This window comes from Streptomyces sp. CNZ287, assembly GCF_007827615.1.
In genome coordinates, this window is the sequence record NZ_VISV01000017.1 from 119,164 (window position 1) to 135,566 (window position 16,403).

Annotated in this window: 15 protein-coding genes and 1 pseudogene; all 16 read right to left on the reverse strand. The window is 73.4% G+C overall.

Features of this window, described 5'->3' with window-relative positions:
* Positions 1–53 precede the first annotated feature (53 nt).
* Complete coding sequence (locus FB457_RS26670; RefSeq protein WP_047018337.1) at positions 54–371, reverse strand: DUF2469 domain-containing protein; 318 nt, start codon at positions 369–371, stop codon at positions 54–56.
* Positions 368–1,126 carry a signal peptidase I gene (gene lepB, locus FB457_RS26675; protein ID WP_164492588.1) on the reverse strand — a complete coding sequence of 253 codons (759 nt, stop codon included), beginning with the start codon at positions 1,124–1,126 and terminating at the stop codon, positions 368–370. The genes FB457_RS26670 and lepB (FB457_RS26675) overlap by 4 nt, the downstream gene beginning before the upstream one ends.
* A 236-nt stretch (positions 1,127–1,362) precedes the next feature.
* Positions 1,363–2,463 (reverse strand): signal peptidase I, encoded by a 1,101-nt coding sequence (lepB, locus tag FB457_RS26680; protein ID WP_486589144.1) that lies wholly within the window; start codon positions 2,461–2,463, stop codon positions 1,363–1,365.
* Positions 2,375–3,656, reverse strand: a pseudogene (gene lepB / locus FB457_RS26685) (signal peptidase I); the annotation flags it as partial. The pseudogene lepB (FB457_RS26685) and the gene lepB (FB457_RS26680), both read right to left, overlap by 89 nt.
* Positions 3,646–4,368: a signal peptidase I gene (lepB, locus tag FB457_RS26690; protein ID WP_047018334.1), complete on the reverse strand. Its 723-nt coding sequence runs from the start codon at positions 4,366–4,368 to the stop codon at positions 3,646–3,648. The pseudogene lepB (FB457_RS26685) and the gene lepB (FB457_RS26690), both read right to left, overlap by 11 nt.
* A gap of 46 nt (positions 4,369–4,414) precedes the next feature.
* Positions 4,415–4,762 (reverse strand): 50S ribosomal protein L19, encoded by a 348-nt coding sequence (gene rplS, locus FB457_RS26695; RefSeq protein WP_047018333.1) that lies wholly within the window; start codon positions 4,760–4,762, stop codon positions 4,415–4,417.
* 135 nt (positions 4,763–4,897) lie between these two features.
* Positions 4,898–5,707, reverse strand: coding sequence for a tRNA (guanosine(37)-N1)-methyltransferase TrmD (gene trmD, locus FB457_RS26700; RefSeq protein ID WP_047018332.1), 810 nt, complete (start codon positions 5,705–5,707; stop codon positions 4,898–4,900).
* Positions 5,704–6,273 carry a ribosome maturation factor RimM gene (rimM, locus tag FB457_RS26705; protein WP_047018331.1) on the reverse strand — a complete coding sequence of 190 codons (570 nt, stop codon included), beginning with the start codon at positions 6,271–6,273 and terminating at the stop codon, positions 5,704–5,706. The genes trmD and rimM overlap by 4 nt, the downstream gene beginning before the upstream one ends.
* A 163-nt stretch (positions 6,274–6,436) precedes the next feature.
* A complete protein-coding gene (locus FB457_RS26710) occupies positions 6,437–6,676 on the reverse strand; it encodes an RNA-binding protein (protein WP_027771538.1) in 240 nt (79 codons plus the stop codon).
* A gap of 2 nt (positions 6,677–6,678) precedes the next feature.
* Positions 6,679–7,173, reverse strand: coding sequence for a 30S ribosomal protein S16 (gene rpsP / locus FB457_RS26715; protein ID WP_145783528.1), 495 nt, complete (start codon positions 7,171–7,173; stop codon positions 6,679–6,681).
* A gap of 357 nt (positions 7,174–7,530) precedes the next feature.
* A complete protein-coding gene (locus FB457_RS26720; RefSeq protein ID WP_047018329.1) occupies positions 7,531–8,121 on the reverse strand; it encodes a hypothetical protein in 591 nt (196 codons plus the stop codon).
* 241 nt (positions 8,122–8,362) lie between these two features.
* The gene (gene proS, locus FB457_RS26725; protein ID WP_047018328.1) at positions 8,363–9,790 is read right to left on the reverse strand and encodes a proline--tRNA ligase; all 1,428 of its coding nucleotides are present in this window, start codon (positions 9,788–9,790) and stop codon (positions 8,363–8,365) included.
* A gap of 77 nt (positions 9,791–9,867) precedes the next feature.
* On the reverse strand, positions 9,868–11,415 hold the full coding sequence (ffh, locus tag FB457_RS26730) for a signal recognition particle protein (RefSeq protein WP_047018327.1): 1,548 nt from the start codon (positions 11,413–11,415) through the stop codon (positions 9,868–9,870).
* A 99-nt stretch (positions 11,416–11,514) separates the two neighbouring features.
* Positions 11,515–14,412 (reverse strand): [protein-PII] uridylyltransferase, encoded by a 2,898-nt coding sequence (locus tag FB457_RS26735; protein ID WP_486589145.1) that lies wholly within the window; start codon positions 14,410–14,412, stop codon positions 11,515–11,517.
* Positions 14,413–14,498: 86 nt separating this feature from the next.
* Entirely contained in the window at positions 14,499–14,837 is a 339-nt protein-coding gene (locus tag FB457_RS26740; RefSeq protein WP_145783531.1) for a P-II family nitrogen regulator, read from the reverse strand.
* The gene (locus tag FB457_RS26745; RefSeq protein ID WP_047018326.1) at positions 14,834–16,168 is read right to left on the reverse strand and encodes an ammonium transporter; all 1,335 of its coding nucleotides are present in this window, start codon (positions 16,166–16,168) and stop codon (positions 14,834–14,836) included. The genes FB457_RS26740 and FB457_RS26745 overlap by 4 nt, the downstream gene beginning before the upstream one ends.
* Positions 16,169–16,403: the final 235 nt, after the last annotated feature.

Below are 16,403 nucleotides of genomic sequence, written 5' to 3' on the forward strand. Positions count from 1 at the left end.
CCGGCGGGTTGTGGACAACTCCCTCACCCATGAGGGTGACGGAGGAGGGGAACTCAACCGAGGTCGTCGGAGGGCATCTCCAGGTCGGACTTACTCAGCTCCTCGACGTTCACATCCTTGAACGTGAGTACCCGCACCTGCTTGACGAAGCGGGCCGGCCGGTACATGTCCCAGACCCAGGCGTCCGCCATCGACACCTCGAAGAACACCTCGCCCTGGACCGAGTGGACCTGCATCTCGTAGTCGTTGGTGAGGTAGAAACGCCGCTCGGTCTCGATCACGTATTTGAACAGACCGACGACGTCGCGGTACTCCCGGTAGAGCTTCAGCTCCATCTCGGTCTCGTACTTCTCGAGGTCCTCGGCGCTCATGGCACGTTCCCCTTCCGCCTGTGCGTGACCCCATTGTGCGTCCCCCGGGCACGACGGGCCCGGGCATAGCCGGAAACCGGCCCGTAGGCGGCGCCGCCCAGGATCAGCGCCGCCCCGGCGACGACCGCGAGCAGCAGCGGCCCCAGCGGGCCGGGCTCGGAGATCCCCCCGGGCAGCGCCGCGAAGCCGTCCGGGCGCTCCAGCATGCCCGCGCTGCCCAGCGGCCACGCCGTCGCGTCGACCCGGCTCCTGACGGCGTCGCGGGGTATGGCTCCGCCGCCCGATTCGGCCAGATGGCTGCGGGAGTCGACGGAGTCCCCGCGGTGGTCGCCGAGCAGGAAGACCATTCCCTCCGGCACGGTGGTCGCGGGGAAGTCCTCCTGAGCCGCGCGCTGACTCTCCGTGACGTACCGCTCCGCGACCGGCACGTCGTCGACCGTCAGCCGCCCCTGCGCGTCGCAGCAGCGGACCGTGTCACCGCCGACCGCCACGACCCGCTTGACCATCGGGAGGTCCCCCCACGCCGCGTCCTCGAAGACCACGACGTCGCCGCGGCGCACCTCGTCGCCCGAGATCCGCTCGGCCAGCACCCGGTCGCCGGAGGCGACGGTGGGTGCCATGGAGGACGTCGGCACGGTGTACGGCACGTACACCGCGGCGCCCCAGGCGAAGCCGCCGAGGAACAGCACGCACCCGACCGCCACGGCCAGGCCCGACAGCACGTTCCCCCTGCGCCCGGCTCCGCTGCTGCTCATGGGCGCACACTACCCAGAGGTCCGGCAGGCAGTCAGCCCGCTCGGTGAACCACCGTGATCAGCGACGCCCGGCCCCGCCTCGGCACCGGCCCGCGCCCGTGAAACCGCAGGCCAGGGGGTCGCATACGGCTCGGAAGCCGCCGCGGCCCCGGCGATCACATCACCCGGACGGCCCCGTGCCCCCGCGCACCGTGAGCAAGCAGCCGGGCCGGGAGCGGCGCGGCCCCCGGCTCACCTCAGCCGTTCAGGTCCGCCTTGCGGATCAGCCGGCGCCGCCGCCACAGCACCAGCGGCACCGCCCCGGCCAGCCCCAGCGCCGCCGGCGCGGCCCCCGAGGCGGCGTTCAGCCCCGGCTGGTCGAAGGTGCCCGGCACCGGCAGGGTGCCCCAGCGGTCGATCGGCCAGGCCCGCGCGATGGCCCGCCCGACGACCAGGTCCTCGTCGACGAAGCCCTTGTCCGGCGACTTCTCGTGGTAGCGGGAGTCCAGCGAGTCCTGCCGGTGGTCGCCCATCACCCACAGCTTGCCCTCCGGCACCTTCACGGGACCGAAGTCGTTGTCCTCGCAGGGGGTGTCGCCGGGGAAGATGTACGAAGTCTCGTCCAGAGCCTTGCCGTTGACCTTCACCGGGCCGACGCCCTTGCACTCCACGGTGTCGCCGCCGACCGCGATGACGCGCTTGATGAGGTCCTGCTCCTCCGCCGAGGGCATGAGGCCGATGAAGCTCAGCCCCTTCTGGATGCCTTCGAGCACGGGCCCGGAGTCCGACGACGGCGCCTCGTTCAGCCAGCCGCCCGGGTCGTGGAAGACGACGACCTCGCCGCGCTCGGGCTCGGCGCCGAACCACGGCGTGAGCTTGTCCACCAGCACGCGGTCGCCGACCTGCAGCGTGTCCTGCATGGAGTTGGAGGGGATGGAGAACGCCTGGACCAGGAAGGTCTTGATGATCAGCGCGAGCACCAGCGCGACGAGGATGAGGATCGGCAGTTCCTTCCAGAAGGAACGCTGCTTCTTCCCGCCCGCGGCGGCCGCGCCGCCGCCGTCCGCGTCCTCCCCCCTGCTGCTGCTCCCGTCACTGCCGTCCCCGCCGTCGCTCATCGCTCCCGCTTCCGCCGCCGCAGGGCCGCCGGGAGCGCCGGCCGCGGCGTCCTGCGGGACACCGTCCTTGCCGAGTGAGGGTCGGGGGGCGCCGTCCCGCGCGGTGTCCGCCGGGCCGTCGGCCGCCTGCTCCGGAGGGCTGCCAGGAGGGCCGGCAGCCGGCTGCTGCGCGCGCCCCTGACCGGGCCGGTCTTCGGGATCCTCGTGACCGGACCGGGCGCTGACTGCCACGTCCCCCACATCCACTCCTCACCTTGCCGCTGCCTGCCCCTGGTCAGGTGCAGGCCCACCACTCCCATAACGAGCGAGAGTTCCGCAGGAGTCGGGAGGGGCTCCATTCGGCCCACTTCTTTCGAGGACACCTTATTCGTCTGCGCGTCCGACTCCGGAACCGAGGCATAGGTGTCCGGTGAGTCGAATTTGTCCCAGTGGCCGAGCGGCCAGGCGATGGCCATGGCCCTGCCCACGACGTCCTCTTCCGCGATCGTCCCCTGGTACGGACCGTCCAGGTGGTAGCGCGAGTCGGCGGAGTTGGAGCGGTGGTCGCCCATGACGAAGATCCGGCCGTCCGGCACGGTGACGTCGAAGGTCCGCTGCGACGGCTTGTCCCCGGGGTGCAGGTACGGCTCCACCAGCGCGGTGCCGTTGACCGTGACCCGCCCGCCGTCGTCGCAGCAGACCACGCGGTCGCCGCCGACCGCCACGACCCGCTTGATCAGGTCCTGTTCGTGCTCCGAGGGCAGCAGCCCGATGAACGTCAGCACGTCCTTGACCTGTGCGACGCCCACGGGGTCGTCGAGCCGGTCCTCCTCCCGGTTGCTGAGCCAGCCGCCGGGGTCCTTGAAGACGACGATGTCGCCGCGCTCCGGCTTGGCGCCGAACCAGGGCGTGAGCTTGTCCACGACGACCCGGTCGCCGATCCGGATCGTCTGTTCCATGGATCCGGAGGGGATGACGAACGCCTGCAGCAGGAAGGTCTTGACGCCCAGCGCGATCAGCATGGCCGCGCCGATGATGAGCGGGATCTCCTTTATCCGCGAACGGGTTCTGCGCCGCCGCGCCCGCTTGGCCGCCTTGCGGCGCTCCGCGCGCCCGCCGAGCCGCGGACCCTGCTCACCGCCGGGGCCGCGCGGGCCGCTCTCCGGCTCGTACGGATCGTCGCCGCCCGAGGCGTACGTGCCGTCGCCCTGCCCGCCGTCCCGTCCGTACGGAGGGCCCTCGCGGTACCCGCCGCCCGCGCCGTACGGTCCTTCGCCGTATCCGCCGCCCGGGCCGTACGGATCCCCGCCGCCCCCGCGTCCGTACGGATCCCCGCCCCCGTACCCGCCACCGCCGCTGCTCCCGTGCGGATCACGGCGCCCCGGCCCGCCCCCCGCGCCGCGGCGGTCCTCCTGACCGCCGCCGCCCGCGTGACGCGCGTGGCTACCCCCCATATCCCGGCCGCCCCAGCGAGCCGGCCCGGTCCGGCGGCCACCCCCGCCAGTCCGCCCTGCCGATCACCTTGTCCACCGAGATCGTGCCGCCCCCGGGCGACCCGAGGTGGTCGCGGGAGTCGCGGGAGTCGCTGCGGTGGTCGCCCATGACCCACAGCCGGCCGGGCGGCACGATGACGTCGAACTCGACCAGCGACGGGGCGTCGCCCGGATACAGGTACTCCCGCTCGTCGAGCGGCTTTCCGTTCACCTTCACCCTCCCCCGTGCGTCGCAGCAGATCACGCGGTCACCGCCGACACCGATGACCCGCTTGACGTAGTCGGTGCCTTCGGGCTCCGCGAGGCCCGTGGCCGCGCCGGCCCTGCGCAGCAGGCCCGGCACCGCACCCCCGCCGTCACCGGCGGCGGCGAAGGTCCCCGAGCCGTCGAAGACGACAACGTCTCCGCGCTCCGGTTCGTCCCCGAACGCGTAAGCGAGCTTGTTGACCAATACCCGGTCGCCGGGCTGGAGAACCGGCTCCATGGAACTGCTCGGCACCAGGAACGGCTGCACGACGAAGGCGCTGACGAGCAGCCCGAGGACGGTGAAGGTGGCCGCGAGGGCAACGGCCCAGCGCAGCAGACGGAGAAAAGAGGAGCGCGATGACCCCTCCCGCCCGGACTCCGGGGAGGAGGAGTCGTCGCGCTCCTCTGGCCGCAGCTCAGTGTCCATCGCTGCGAAGCCTAATATGGCGATTCGCCCGCGTGGACCGGCCGCGTCAGCTCTCGCGCTTCTCCTTGATCTTCGCGGCCTTGCCGCGGAGGTCGCGCAGGTAGTACAGCTTGGCGCGGCGGACCTGGCCGCGGGTCACCAGCTCGATCTTCTCGACGACCGGGGTGTGCACGGGGAAGGTGCGCTCGACGCCGACGCCGAAGCTGACCTTGCGGACCGTGAAGGACTCGCGGACCCCGGCGCCCTGCCGGCGGATGACGACACCCTTGAACTGCTGGACACGGGAGCGGTTGCCCTCGATGACGCGCACGTGCACGTTGACCGTGTCACCGGGCCGGAAGGGCGGGATGTCGTCGCGCAGGGAGGCTGCGTCGACGCTTTCGAGAAGGTTCATGACCGTCTGCTTTCTTCGCCGATGCCACAGGTCATCGACAAGAGTCCGAAGTGGGACAGAGGATGCTGCAGCGTCGTACGGGCGTCGTGTCCCCCTGTGGCAGGGGCGCCGCGTCGGACGGCAGGCAGCAGCGGCCTATTCTTCCACGTCGGCGCCCGTACGCCAAAATCGTCCGTCGGGCCCCTCGGCCCAGCCGAGTTCGGCGAGCAGCGCCCTGTCGTGCTTGTCGTACGCACCGGGCGCGGCCCGCGCGATCAGGTCGGGGCGGACCTCGGCGGTGCGGCGCAGCGCCTGGTCGCGGCGCCAGCGGGCGATGCGGCCGTGGTCGCCGCTGAGCAGGACGTCGGGTACGGTCCTGCCGCGCCAGTCGGGAGGCTTGGTGTAGACGGGGCCTTCCAGGAGGTCGGCCATGGCGCCGGGGGCGAAGGAGTCGTCCTGGTGGGAGGCGGCGTTGCCGAGGACGCCGGGCAGGAGGCGTACGACGGCCTCGGCGATGACGAGGACGGGGGCCTCGCCGCCGGCGAGGACGTAGTCGCCGATGGACACCTCGTGCAGCCGGTAGCGGCCGGCGTACTCCTCGACCAGGCGGCGGTCGATGCCCTCGTAGCGGGCGGGGGCGAAGACCAGCCAGGGCTCGGCGGCCAGTTCCACGGCCAGTTCCTGGGTGAAGGGCCGGCCGCTGGGGGTGGGGACGACGAGGACGGGGTCGCCGGTCCCGGAGCCGGCGACGGCGTCGAGGGCGGCGCCCCACGGCTCGGGCTTCATGACCATGCCGGGACCGCCGCCGTAGGGGGTGTCGTCGACGGTGTGGTGCCGGTCGAACGCCCACTCCCGCAGGTCGTGGACGCGGACGTCGAGCACGCCGCGCTCGATGGCCTTGCCGGGGAGCGACAGCCGCAGCGGCTCCAGATAGGCGGGGAAGATCGAGACGACGTCGATCCTCACGCCGGGCCCTCTCCCCCGCGCCCGCCTTCCGGCGCGCCGTCCCGGTCGCCGCTGACGGCCACGTCCAGCAGCCCCGGCGGCGGCTGCACGACGACGCGCTGCGCGTCGAGGTCGATCTCGGGCACGATCTCGCTGACGAACGGGATCAGCGCCTCGCCGCCGTCCGGGCGGGCGACGACCAGCAGGTCCTGGTACGGCAGGTGCGCGACCTCCGCGACGCGCCCCACGGGGGTGCCGTCGCGGAGGACGACGTCGAGGTCGGCGAGCTGGTGGTCGTAGAACTCCTCGGGGTCCTCCGGGGTCGCCTCGGGGTCGACGTCGGCGACGAGGAGGGTGTTGCGCAGCGCCTCGGCGGCGGTGCGGTCGGTGACGCCCTCGAAGCGCAGCAGCAGCCGGCCGCTGTGCACCCGCCCGGTGGCGATGGTCAGCGGTCCTGCGGCGGCGGGGTCCGTGGTGAGGACCGCGCCCGGGGCGAGCCGCCGCTCGGGCTCGTCGGTGCGTACCTCGACGGTGACCTCGCCCTTGATCCCGTGGGCGCGGCCGATCCGCGCGACTACGAGTTGCACGGGTGCCTTCCTCTTCGTACGTCGTCGGCCGTCACCCGGTGCGCGCCGGGCCCGCGCGGGTGTACGGGACGGCCCGCCGCCCGCGTACGGCGACGGGCCGGGGCGCCTGCCGGCCTCCCCGGCCCGTGCCGGTGACTGCTCCGTCCGTCCGCGCGACGACCGGTCAGCGGACCTGGTCCACGTCGACCAGGTCGACGCGGATGCCGCGGCCGCCGAGCGCGCCGACGACGGTGCGCAGCGAGCGGGCCGTACGGCCGTTGCGGCCGATGACCTTGCCGAGGTCCTCGGGGTGCACCCGGACCTCCAGCACCCGGCCGCGGCGCAGGTTGCGGGAACTGACCTCGACCTCGTCGGGGTTGTCGACGATGCCCTTCACCAGGTGCTCAAGGGCTTCTTCGAGCATCGTCAGGCCCCGGGGGCCTCGGCCGCGGCCTCGCCGGGCTCGGCGTCGGCCTTCTTCTCGGCCTTCTCGGCCTTGTCGGCCTTCTCGCTCTTCTCGGCCTTCTCAGCCTTGTCGGCCTTCTTCGCCTTGGGGGTCACCGCGCCGCCCTTGGGCTCGTCGGCGGCGTCCTTGGCGGCGGCCTCGAAGAGGGCGCGCTTGTCGGCCTTCGGCTCGGGGACCTTCATCGGCTCGGGCGCCGGCAGGCCCTTGAACTTCTGCCAGTCGCCGGTGACCTTGAGGATGGCGAGCACGGGCTCGGTCGGCTGCGCGCCGACACCCAGCCAGTACTGCGCCCGCTCGGAGTCGACCTCGATGCGCGAGGGGTTCTGGACCGGGTGGTACAGCCCGATCTCCTCGATGGCCCGGCCGTCACGGCGGGTGCGCGAGTCGGCGACGACGATGCGGTAGTGCGGCGACCGGATCTTGCCCAGGCGCTTCAGCTTGATCTTGACTGCCACGGGAGTGGTGTCTCCTGGAGTTGACGTGATTGGGCCGGCCGAGGTGCTGCGTGGGGTTGCAGTGCCCGGGCGCCCGATGGACGCGCCAGCCGGAGGAGAGAGGGGTCCTGTGCGGCTGTCGAGTTCAGCTGACCATTGTGCCACACGGTCCCGACGCCCCTGCCCGCGCGGTCACACGCCTCGTACCGCCCGCCGGTGCCCGCGAGGGCGTGCCGGACGGGCGGCTGGGCGAGGTACCCGTATGGGGCGGCGCACACGGCTTCAGGTGGCCGCCTCCGCGATCCGGCCGGCGGTCCGGCGGTCGGCCGGCGCTCGGGCGGGATCGGGGGATCGGGGGGCGGGAGTCCGGCGGCGGGGTCAGGCCGCGGCGGCGGGCTCCGGGATGCGGAACGGCTTGCCGCAGCCGCCGCACACGATCGGGGCCTGGGCCAGGACCGACGGCACGACGCGGACGTTCCGCCCGCAGTCGCACACGGCCTTCACCCGCACACCGCCGCCGGACGACCCGTGCCGGGCCGCGGGGCCGCGGAAGCTGCGCGGGCTGTCGGCGGCGGTGGCCGCGTCATGAGCCCGCAGCGCCTTGCGCAGACGCTCGCCGGCCGCGCGATAGCGCTTCTTGGCGGCCGGGGTGAGGGTCACCAGGGAGAACCCGCTGCTGGGATGCGGCTCGTCGGGGTGGTCGAGGCCCAGCTCCTCGGCGATGGCAAGGAAGCGTCTGTTGTGGTAGCGGCCGGCCCGGGAGGTGTCCCGTACCCCACGGGCTGCGGCAATGCCGTGAACGGCTTCGTGCAGGAGTCGCTCGAAGGACAGCTCCGCCCCGCAGGCGGACGAGGACTCCCCGATCAGTGATTCCGGCGCGGCGAGGTCCGGCAGCTCCGGGTGGTGCCGCTGAATCTCGGCCCACGCGGCTGCCAGCTCCGCGGCAAGTACAAGTGGTGTCGTGCTCACGTCGGGAGTAACGAGCGAGCCCCCTTCGGTGTTCCGATTCCCGGCATCCCAAATAATTTGCATCTACCCGTCAGTTCGCGATGATGCGGTGGGGACCGGGGCGCCTGTGCTCATCTGTGGAGGTCTGCCGCTTAAATGATCGGGTCACAACAAAGCCGTACGTGACCGCTTGTGCACCGTCATGCGTCCTTCGCACCGTGCGCCTCCACCGTGTCCCGCCGGAAGCCGCCGCTCCGGACGATCAGTACGCCCGGGCGACGACGGCGAGCGTACCGGGCTCGTCGTCCGCTCCCGGCACCGACCCGTCCGCCGCGATCAGGCAGCGCACCGACACGGCCTGCTCCGCCAGCCGGGCCTCGCCCGCGGGACCGAGGTCCGCCCACGGGATACGGGCCCAGCCGCCGGCCGCCGCCGCCTCGGCCGCCTCCGCGACCGTCCGCACGTCCGTCGTCCCCTCCTCACGCATTCGACGTGACTCGGCCAGCAACCGTTCCTGATCGTCTTCAAGAATCTTCGGGAGCATCCCGGCCCCGTCGTCCAGCAGCGCGTCGAGCGCCACCGGCTCCTTGGTGCCGGGCACCCGCCGGACGAGCGTCGCGGTGCCGGCGGCCAGGTCGCGCGGGCCGATCTCGACCCGTACGGGCACCCCCTTCAGCTCCCAGTCCACCGCCCGCCGTCCGAAGGGGACGTCGACGCGGTCGTCGACCCGGACCCGTACCCCGGCGGCGGCCAGCCGGTCGCCGGCCTCGCGCACCTTGGCGAGCACCGCCTCGTCGCCCTTCACGGCCAGCACCACCGCCTGTACGGACGCCAGCCGCGGCGGGACGCGCAGCCCGTCATCGTCGCCGTGCACCATGATCATGCCGCCGACCATGCGGGTCGTGGAGCCCCAGGAGGTCTGCCACACGTGCTCGCGGGCGCCGTCCGCGGTCAGGTACCGCGTGCCGAACGCCTTCGCGAAGTTCTGGCCCAGCTCGTGACTGGTGCCCATCTGCAGCGCTTTGCCATCGCGCATCATCGCTTCGAGGGTCAGGGTGTTGAGGGCGCCAGCGAACCGCTCGGCGGCGGTCTTGCGGCCCGGGAGCACGTCGATCGCCAGCACGTTCACCATGAAGTCGGCGTACACGTCGCGCTGGATACGGGCCGCGTAGTCGCGCGCCTCCTCGTACGTGGCGTGCGCGGTGTGCCCCTCCTGCCACAGGAACTCCGTCGTCCGCAGGAACATCCGCGGCCGCAGCTCCCAGCGCACCACGTTGGCCCACTGGTTGATCAGCAGCGGCAGGTCTCGGTAGCTCTGCACCCACTTGGCGAAGTAGTCGTTGACGATCGTCTCCGAGGTGGGCCGGACGACGACCGGCTCCTCCAGCTCCTTGCCGCCGCCGTGGGTGACGACGGCCAGTTCCGGCGCGAAGCCCTCGACGTGGTCGGCCTCCCTGGCCAGGTAGGACTCCGGGATGAAGAGCGGGAAGTACGCGTTCTGCGCGCCCGCGGCCTTGATCCGGTCGTCCATCTCCCGCTGCGTACGCTCCCAGAGCCCGTACCCGTACGGCCGGATGACCATCGTGCCGCGCACCGGGCCGTTGTCGGCCAGCTCGGCCTTGGTGATGACGTCCTGGTACCAGCGCGGGAAGTCGTCCGCCTGGGGCGTGAGTACGGGTGCCTTTGCCATGGCGGAGATCGTAGGGGCCGGCCGCGGGCCGCAGGTACTGGTTTACGAGGCCCCCGCCGGCCCGCCGGCCGCCGCCGTCACAGCAGCTTCTTGAACTCCTCCGGCAGCTCGAAGTCCTGCGGCGGCTGCTCCGCGCCGCCGCCGAACGGGCTGCCCGAGGCGGCCCGGCGCTCGGCCGCGGCCTGCTCGTCGGCCTTGCGCTTCATCGGATTGCCGCTGCGCTGGCGCCCCTTGGCCTTCTTCTGCTGCTTGCCCTTGCGCTTGCCGCCGCCGCCCGCGCCAGGCATCCCGGGCATGCCCGGCATCCCCGGCATACCGCCGCCCTGGGCCATCTTCGACATCATCTTGCGGGCCTCGAAGAACCGCTCCACCAGGTTCTTCACGGCGCTGACCTCGACGCCGGAGCCGCGCGCGATCCGGGCCCTGCGGGAACCGTTGATGATCATCGGGTCGTGGCGCTCCCCCGGCGTCATCGACTTGATGATCGCCGCGGTACGGTCCACGTCCCGCTCGTCGAGGTTGTTGATCTGCTCCTTCATCTGGCCCATGCCCGGCATCATGCCGAGCAGCTTGGAGATGGAGCCCATCTTGCGGACCTGCTCCATCTGCGCCAGGAAGTCGTCGAGCGTGAACTCCTTCGGCCCCTTCGCCAGCTTGGCCGCCATCTTCTCGGCCTCTTGCTGGCTGAAGGTCTGCTCCGCCTTCTCGATCAGCGACAGCATGTCGCCCATGCCGAGGATGCGGGACGCCATGCGGTCCGGGTGGAACGCGTCGAAGTCGTCAAGCTTCTCGCCGTTGGAGGCGAACATGATCTGCTTGCCGGTGACCTGTGCGATCGACAGCGCGGCGCCGCCGCGGGCGTCGCCGTCGAGCTTGGAGAGCACCACGCCGTCGAAGCCGACGCCGTCGCGGAACGACTCGGCCGTGCTGACGGCGTCCTGGCCGATCATCGCGTCGACGACGAAGAGGATCTCGTCGGGGCCGACCGCGTCCCGGATGTCGGCGGCCTGCTGCATCATCTCGGCGTCGACGCCGAGGCGGCCGGCGGTGTCGACGATCACCACGTCGTACTGCTTGTCGCGGGCGTGGGTGATCGAGTCCTTGGCCACCCGCACCGGGTCGCCGACACCGTTGCCCGGCTCGGGGGCGTAGACCGCGACCGACGCGCGCTCGCCGACGACCTGCAACTGGTTGACGGCATTGGGGCGCTGGAGGTCGGCGGCGACGAGCAGCGGCGTGTGCCCCTGGCCCGCCAGCCACTTGCCGAGCTTGCCCGCGAGGGTCGTCTTGCCCGCGCCCTGGAGGCCCGCGAGCATGATCACGGTCGGCGGGGTCTTGGCGAACCGCAGCCTGCGGGTCTCGCCGCCGAGGATGCCGACGAGCTCCTCGTTGACGATCTTGATGACCTGCTGGGCGGGGTTGAGCGCCTGGGAGACCTCCGCCCCGAGCGCGCGCTCCTTGACCTGCTTGATGAAGGCCCGTACCACGGGCAGCGCGACATCCGCCTCCAGGAGGGCGACGCGGATCTCCCGCGCGGTGGCGTCGATGTCCGCCTCGGACAGCCGGCCTTTCCCCCGGAGGGTCTTGAAGGTCGCTGCTAGGCGGTCGGAGAGCGTATCGAACACGGCGTTCGCGATTCCTTGGCTCGGGTGGTCAGGCGATGTCGGCTCTCCAGGGTATCCGCCCGGCGGCGCGCGCGGACCGGCGGTGCGCGGCGGACCGGTTCAGACCAGCGCCGCCTGGAGACTCCCGGCCAGCTCGTCGGCGGCGCGGTCGGCGAGGGGGCGGCCGGCGGGGTCGGTGACGTAGAAGGCGTCGACGGCGTTGGCCCCGAGGGTGCTGACGTACGCGCCGCGCACCCGCACCCCGGCCGCCTCCAGCGCCCGGCCGATGCGGTGCAGCAGGCCGGGGGCGTCCTGGGCACGGACCTCGATGACGGTCGCGTGCTGGGAGCTGCCGGGGGCGACGGTCACGCGGGGCGGCGGGCCGGGGGTGCCGCGGCGGCGGGGGCGGTACGCCTTCTCCCGCTCGGCGAGGCGGGCGGGCACGTCGAGGGTGCCGTCGAGGACGCGCAGGAGGTCGGCGCGGAGGCGGTCGGCGGCGGGGAGGGAGCCGAACTCGGACGCGACGCGCCAGTTGAGGAGGAGGACGTGCGGGGTGTCGGGGTCGTCGGGGGTGCCGGGACCGGCCGCGGGCCCGGGCCCGGCGCCGGCCGGGGTGCCGGTCCGGTCCGGCGCGGGCTCCAGGCCGTCCGCCACCCCCGGCGGCAGCCGCAGGGGGCGCAGCTCCGCGGTGCGTACGGTCAGCCGGTGCAGCGCCAGTACGCCCGCGAGCGCGGCCAGGGCGTCGGGGCGGTCGGGGAGGGCCACGAGCAGCTCCACGCCCAGCGGCAGGGCACCGGCCCGCTCCGTACCCGCCGCGCCTTCCAGCTCCGCCTCCGCGGGCGGCGGTTCCTCGGTCCTGGCGCGCAGCGTCAGCGCCGGGGCGCGGGTACGCCACGCCTCCACCGCGAGCCGCTCCTCCGCCGCCCCGGGGGCCCGCTCGGCCCGCTCCTCGGCCGCCCCGGCGGGCTCGCCGGCCAGCGCGGCGCCGACCCGCCCCGCCAGGTCGGCGACGAGCGAGGCGCGCCAGGCGCTCCACGCCGCGGGTCCCGTGGCCAGCGCGTCGGCCTCGGTGAGCGCGTGCAGCAGCTCCAGCGTGCCGCGCCCGCCGACCGCGTCGGCCACGAGGCGTACGGTCGCGGGGTCGTCCAGGTCGCGCCGGGTGGCGGTCTCGACGAGCAGCAGATGGTGGCGTACGAGCGTGGCCACGACGGCGACGTCGGCGGGCGGGAAGCCGATGCGCCGGGCCATGTCGCGGGCGATGGTCTCGCCGGTGGCGCTGTGCCCGCCCGGGCCGTCCGGCCAGCCCTTGCCGATGTCGTGCAGGAGCGCGGCGACCAGCAGCAGGTCGGGACGGCCGACGCGGCGGGTGAGCGCCGCGGCCCGTACCGCGGTCTCCACGAGGTGGCGGTCGACGGTCCAGCGGTGCACGGCGTTGCGCTGGGGGCGGCAGCGTACCCGCTCCCAGTCGGGCAGCAGCCGGGTGAGGAACCCCTCCGCCTCCAGGCTCTCCCACACCTGCACGGTGGCCTCGCCGGCGCCGAGGAGGGTCACCAGTTGCTCGCGCGCCTCGTCCGGCCACGGGACGGGCAGCGGCGGCGCCTGCACGGCGAGCAGCCGTACGGCGTGCAGCGACAGCGGCAGCCCCGCCTGCGCGGCGGCGGCAGCGGCGCGCAGCGGCAGCACGGGGTCGCGGGCGGGGCGGGCGGTACGGGCGAGGACGACCTCGCCGTCCTGCTCGACGACGCCGTCGGCGAGGGGGGTGCGCTCTGCGGGGCCGCGCTGGCCGGAGCCGATGAGGTTCCGCAGCCGGGCGGCGCCGCGCCGGCCGCCGCGGGCGCGCAGGACGCGGTCGACCTCGCGCCAGGTGACGTCGGTGGCGTACGCGAGGGTGCGGGCGGCCTCGTAGACCTCGCGCAGCAGGGTGTCGGCGTCGAGGAGCCCGAGGGCTTCGGCGACCTGGTCCTGCTCCTGGAGCGCGAGCCGGTCGGTGGCGCGGCCGGTGGTCAGGTGCAGCACGTCGCGGGTGTCGAGGAGCCGCGCGCGGGCGCGGTCCAGTCCTTCGCGGGGGGCGTCGGCGAGCCAGGAGGCGGCGACGGCGCGCAGGGCGGTGGCGTCGCGGAGGCCGCCGCGGGCCTCCTTGAGGTCGGGCTCCAGCAGGAACTGCAGCTCCCCGTGGCGCTCGGCCCGCTCCCGGCCCAGCTCGCGCAGTTCGGGGAGGCGGCGGGCGGCGCGGTTGCGCCAGTCGGCGAAGACGGCGGTGCGCAGCGCGGAGGTGAGCGCGGCGTCGCCGGCGACGTGGCGGGCGTCGAGCAGTCCGAGGGTGACCTTGAGGTCGTCGGCGGCGGTCTTGAGCGCTTCCGCGGAGGTGCGTACGGAGTGGTCGAGGGCCAGGCCCATGTCCCAGACGGGGTACCAGAGCCGGTCGGCGAGGGCGGCGAGTCCGGCGGGCCGGAGGGAGCCGTCGTGGAGGAGGAGCAGATCGAGATCGCTGCGGGGTGACAGCTCCCCGCGCCCGTAGCCCCCGACGGCGACGAGGGCGACACCGCGGAGCCCGCGGGCGTCACCGGGTCCGGCACCTGATACGGACCCCGATACGGCGCCGCCGGCCGCCCCGTGGAGCAGGCCGGCGAGCCAGCGGTCGGTGGCCCGCGCCAGCGCGGCCCGCCGCGGCGCGCCGCCCTCGGCGTCGAGCAGCCGCACCCGGGCGGCGGCGTAGGACTCCTCGGCCGGCGGGGCGCCGGATGCGGCGGATCCCGGTACGGAGTGCGCGGCGCCGCGCGCCGGTCGGGGGTCCTTCTCCCCGGCCGGCGGGCCGCTCCCGGCCCCGTCCCCGGACACAGGCGCTCCGCCGGGGCGCGCACCCTCCCCGGGCGCTGCCGGGGCGGGCCCCGTCCGGGAAGCCACCCGGCCGGCGCCCTGTGTCCCCCGCGAGGGCCCCCCGGTGCCTCCGGGGGGCCCCGCCGCTGCCAGTTCGCCGCCCTTGTATCCCCCCGGCCGCTGCCGTCCGGTCTCCGTCACCCACGTACTCCCGCCAGTTGGTCCGCCCACGGCCGGGCCCGCTCCCTTGCGGGCCCGGCCGTGGGCGGGGGTCGCCGACCGCCAGGTCAGAGCGCGTCGGGGCCGCACTCGCCGGTGCGGACCCGTACCGCCGTGTCCACCGGCACGCTCCACACCTTGCCGTCGCCGATCTTGCCCGTCCGTGCCGCCTTCACCACGACCTCCACCAACTGCTCGGCGTCGTCGTCCTCCACCAGCACCTCGATACGCACCTTCGGCACGAGGTCCACCGTGTACTCCGCGCCCCGGTACACCTCGGTGTGGCCGCGCTGCCTGCCGTAGCCGCTGGCCTCCGTGACCGTCAGCCCCTGCACGCCGAAGGCCTGGAGGGCCTCCTTCACCTCGTCCAGCCGGTGCGGCTTGATCACTGCCGTGATGAGCTTCACGCGTCAACCCTCTTGTCCGCGGCCGCGGCCGCCGTCGCCCTGTCCGTGCCCGCCGCCTGACCGCCCACGGACGCCGCTCCCGGCGCCGCGGCCACCGCCGCCGAGCCCACGCCGCTGAAGTCGTACGCGCTCTCCGCGTGCTGCGAACGGTCCACGCCAGCGAGTTCCTCGTCCTCGCCGACCCGGAAGCCCACCAGCCGGTCGATGCCCTTGGCAAGCAGCCAGGTGACGACGAACGTGTAGACGAGCACCACGCCCGCGCCCGCCGCCTGCCGGCCGAGCTGCTCGAGACCGCCGCCGTAGAACAGGCCGATCTCGTCGATGGCGAAGAAGCCGATCGCGAGCGTGCCGACGATGCCGCCGACCAGGTGGACGCCGACGACGTCGAGCGAGTCGTCGTAGCCCAGCTTGTACTTCAGGCCCACGGCCCAGGCGCAGACGACCCCGGCGATGATCCCCACCGCCAGCGCGCCCACGGCGTTCACCGACGCGCCGGACGGGGTGATCGCCACCAGTCCCGCGATGGCGCCGGACGCGGCACCGAGCATCGTGACCGAGCCGTGCCGCCACTTCTCGTAGATCAGCCAGCCGACGACGGCGGCGCCGGTGGCGACCTGGGTGTTGAGGAGCATCGTCGCGGCGACGCCGTCGGCGGCCAGCTCGGAGCCGGCGTTGAAGCCGAACCAGCCGAACCACAGCAGCGCGGCGCCCAGCAGCACGAAGGGCAGATTGTGCGGCCGCATCGGGTCCTTCTTGAAGCCGATGCGCTTCCCCACGACGAGCACGGCGGCCAGTGCCGCGACGCCGGCGTTGATGTGCACGGCGGTGCCGCCCGCGAAGTCGATGGCCTTGATGTCGCCGTTCAGGCCGATGAAGCCGTCCGGGCCCCAGACCCAGTGCGCGACGGGGAAGTAGACGATCGTGACCCACAGGGCGATGAAGAGCGCCCAGGCGGTGAACTTCACCCGGTCCGCGAGGGCGCCGCTGATGAGTGCGGGGGTGATGATGGCGAACATGAGCTGGAAGGCGGCGAACGCGAGCACCGGGATGCCCTCGTCGCCTCCCGTCAGCGTCTCGGGGGTGATCCCGGCCATGCCGGCGTGGTCGAGGTCGCCGAGGACGCCGCCGCCGATGTCGTCGCCGAAGGTGAGGCTGTAGCCGTAGAGCACCCACAGGATGCTGACGATCCCGAGCGAGATGAAGCTCATCATCAGCATGTTCAGGGTGCTTTTGACCCGCACCATGCCCCCGTAGAAGAAGGCAAGACCGGGCGTCATCAACATGACCAGCGCCGCGCTGATCAGTACAAATGCGGTATCGGCGCCATTCAACGTCGCGTCTCCTCCTCGTGCGGCCCGTGCGGGCAGAAGTGGTGCGGGCCGGAATGCGCACGAGGCTGGCGCAGCGGGGTTTCCGCCACCGCCCCCCGGTGTTTCGGGGGCGTGACGAAGGCCACGGAGGTGTTACAGGGCGATGAACTTCCCGCGGGCGCCGGCGGGCGGGGTTACTCTCGCACGCACCACGGGGGCGGCCCGTCCGGGGGACGGGCCAGGGTGACCGGGTGCC

Excerpts from the sequence above, each read along its gene's own strand:
- lepB (WP_047018334.1), bottom strand. The coding sequence starts at position 4,368 with ATGGACACTGAGCTGCGGCCAGAGGAGCGCGACGACTCCTCCTCCCCG.
- proS (WP_047018328.1), bottom strand. The coding sequence starts at position 9,790 with ATGGCAAAGGCACCCGTACTCACGCCCCAGGCGGACGACTTCCCGCGC.
- FB457_RS26670 (WP_047018337.1), bottom strand. The coding sequence starts at position 371 with ATGAGCGCCGAGGACCTCGAGAAGTACGAGACCGAGATGGAGCTGAAG.
- lepB (WP_164492588.1), bottom strand. The coding sequence starts at position 1,126 with ATGAGCAGCAGCGGAGCCGGGCGCAGGGGGAACGTGCTGTCGGGCCTG.
- FB457_RS26710 (WP_027771538.1), bottom strand. The coding sequence starts at position 6,676 with ATGCTCGAAGAAGCCCTTGAGCACCTGGTGAAGGGCATCGTCGACAAC.
- rplS (WP_047018333.1), bottom strand. The coding sequence starts at position 4,762 with ATGAACCTTCTCGAAAGCGTCGACGCAGCCTCCCTGCGCGACGACATC.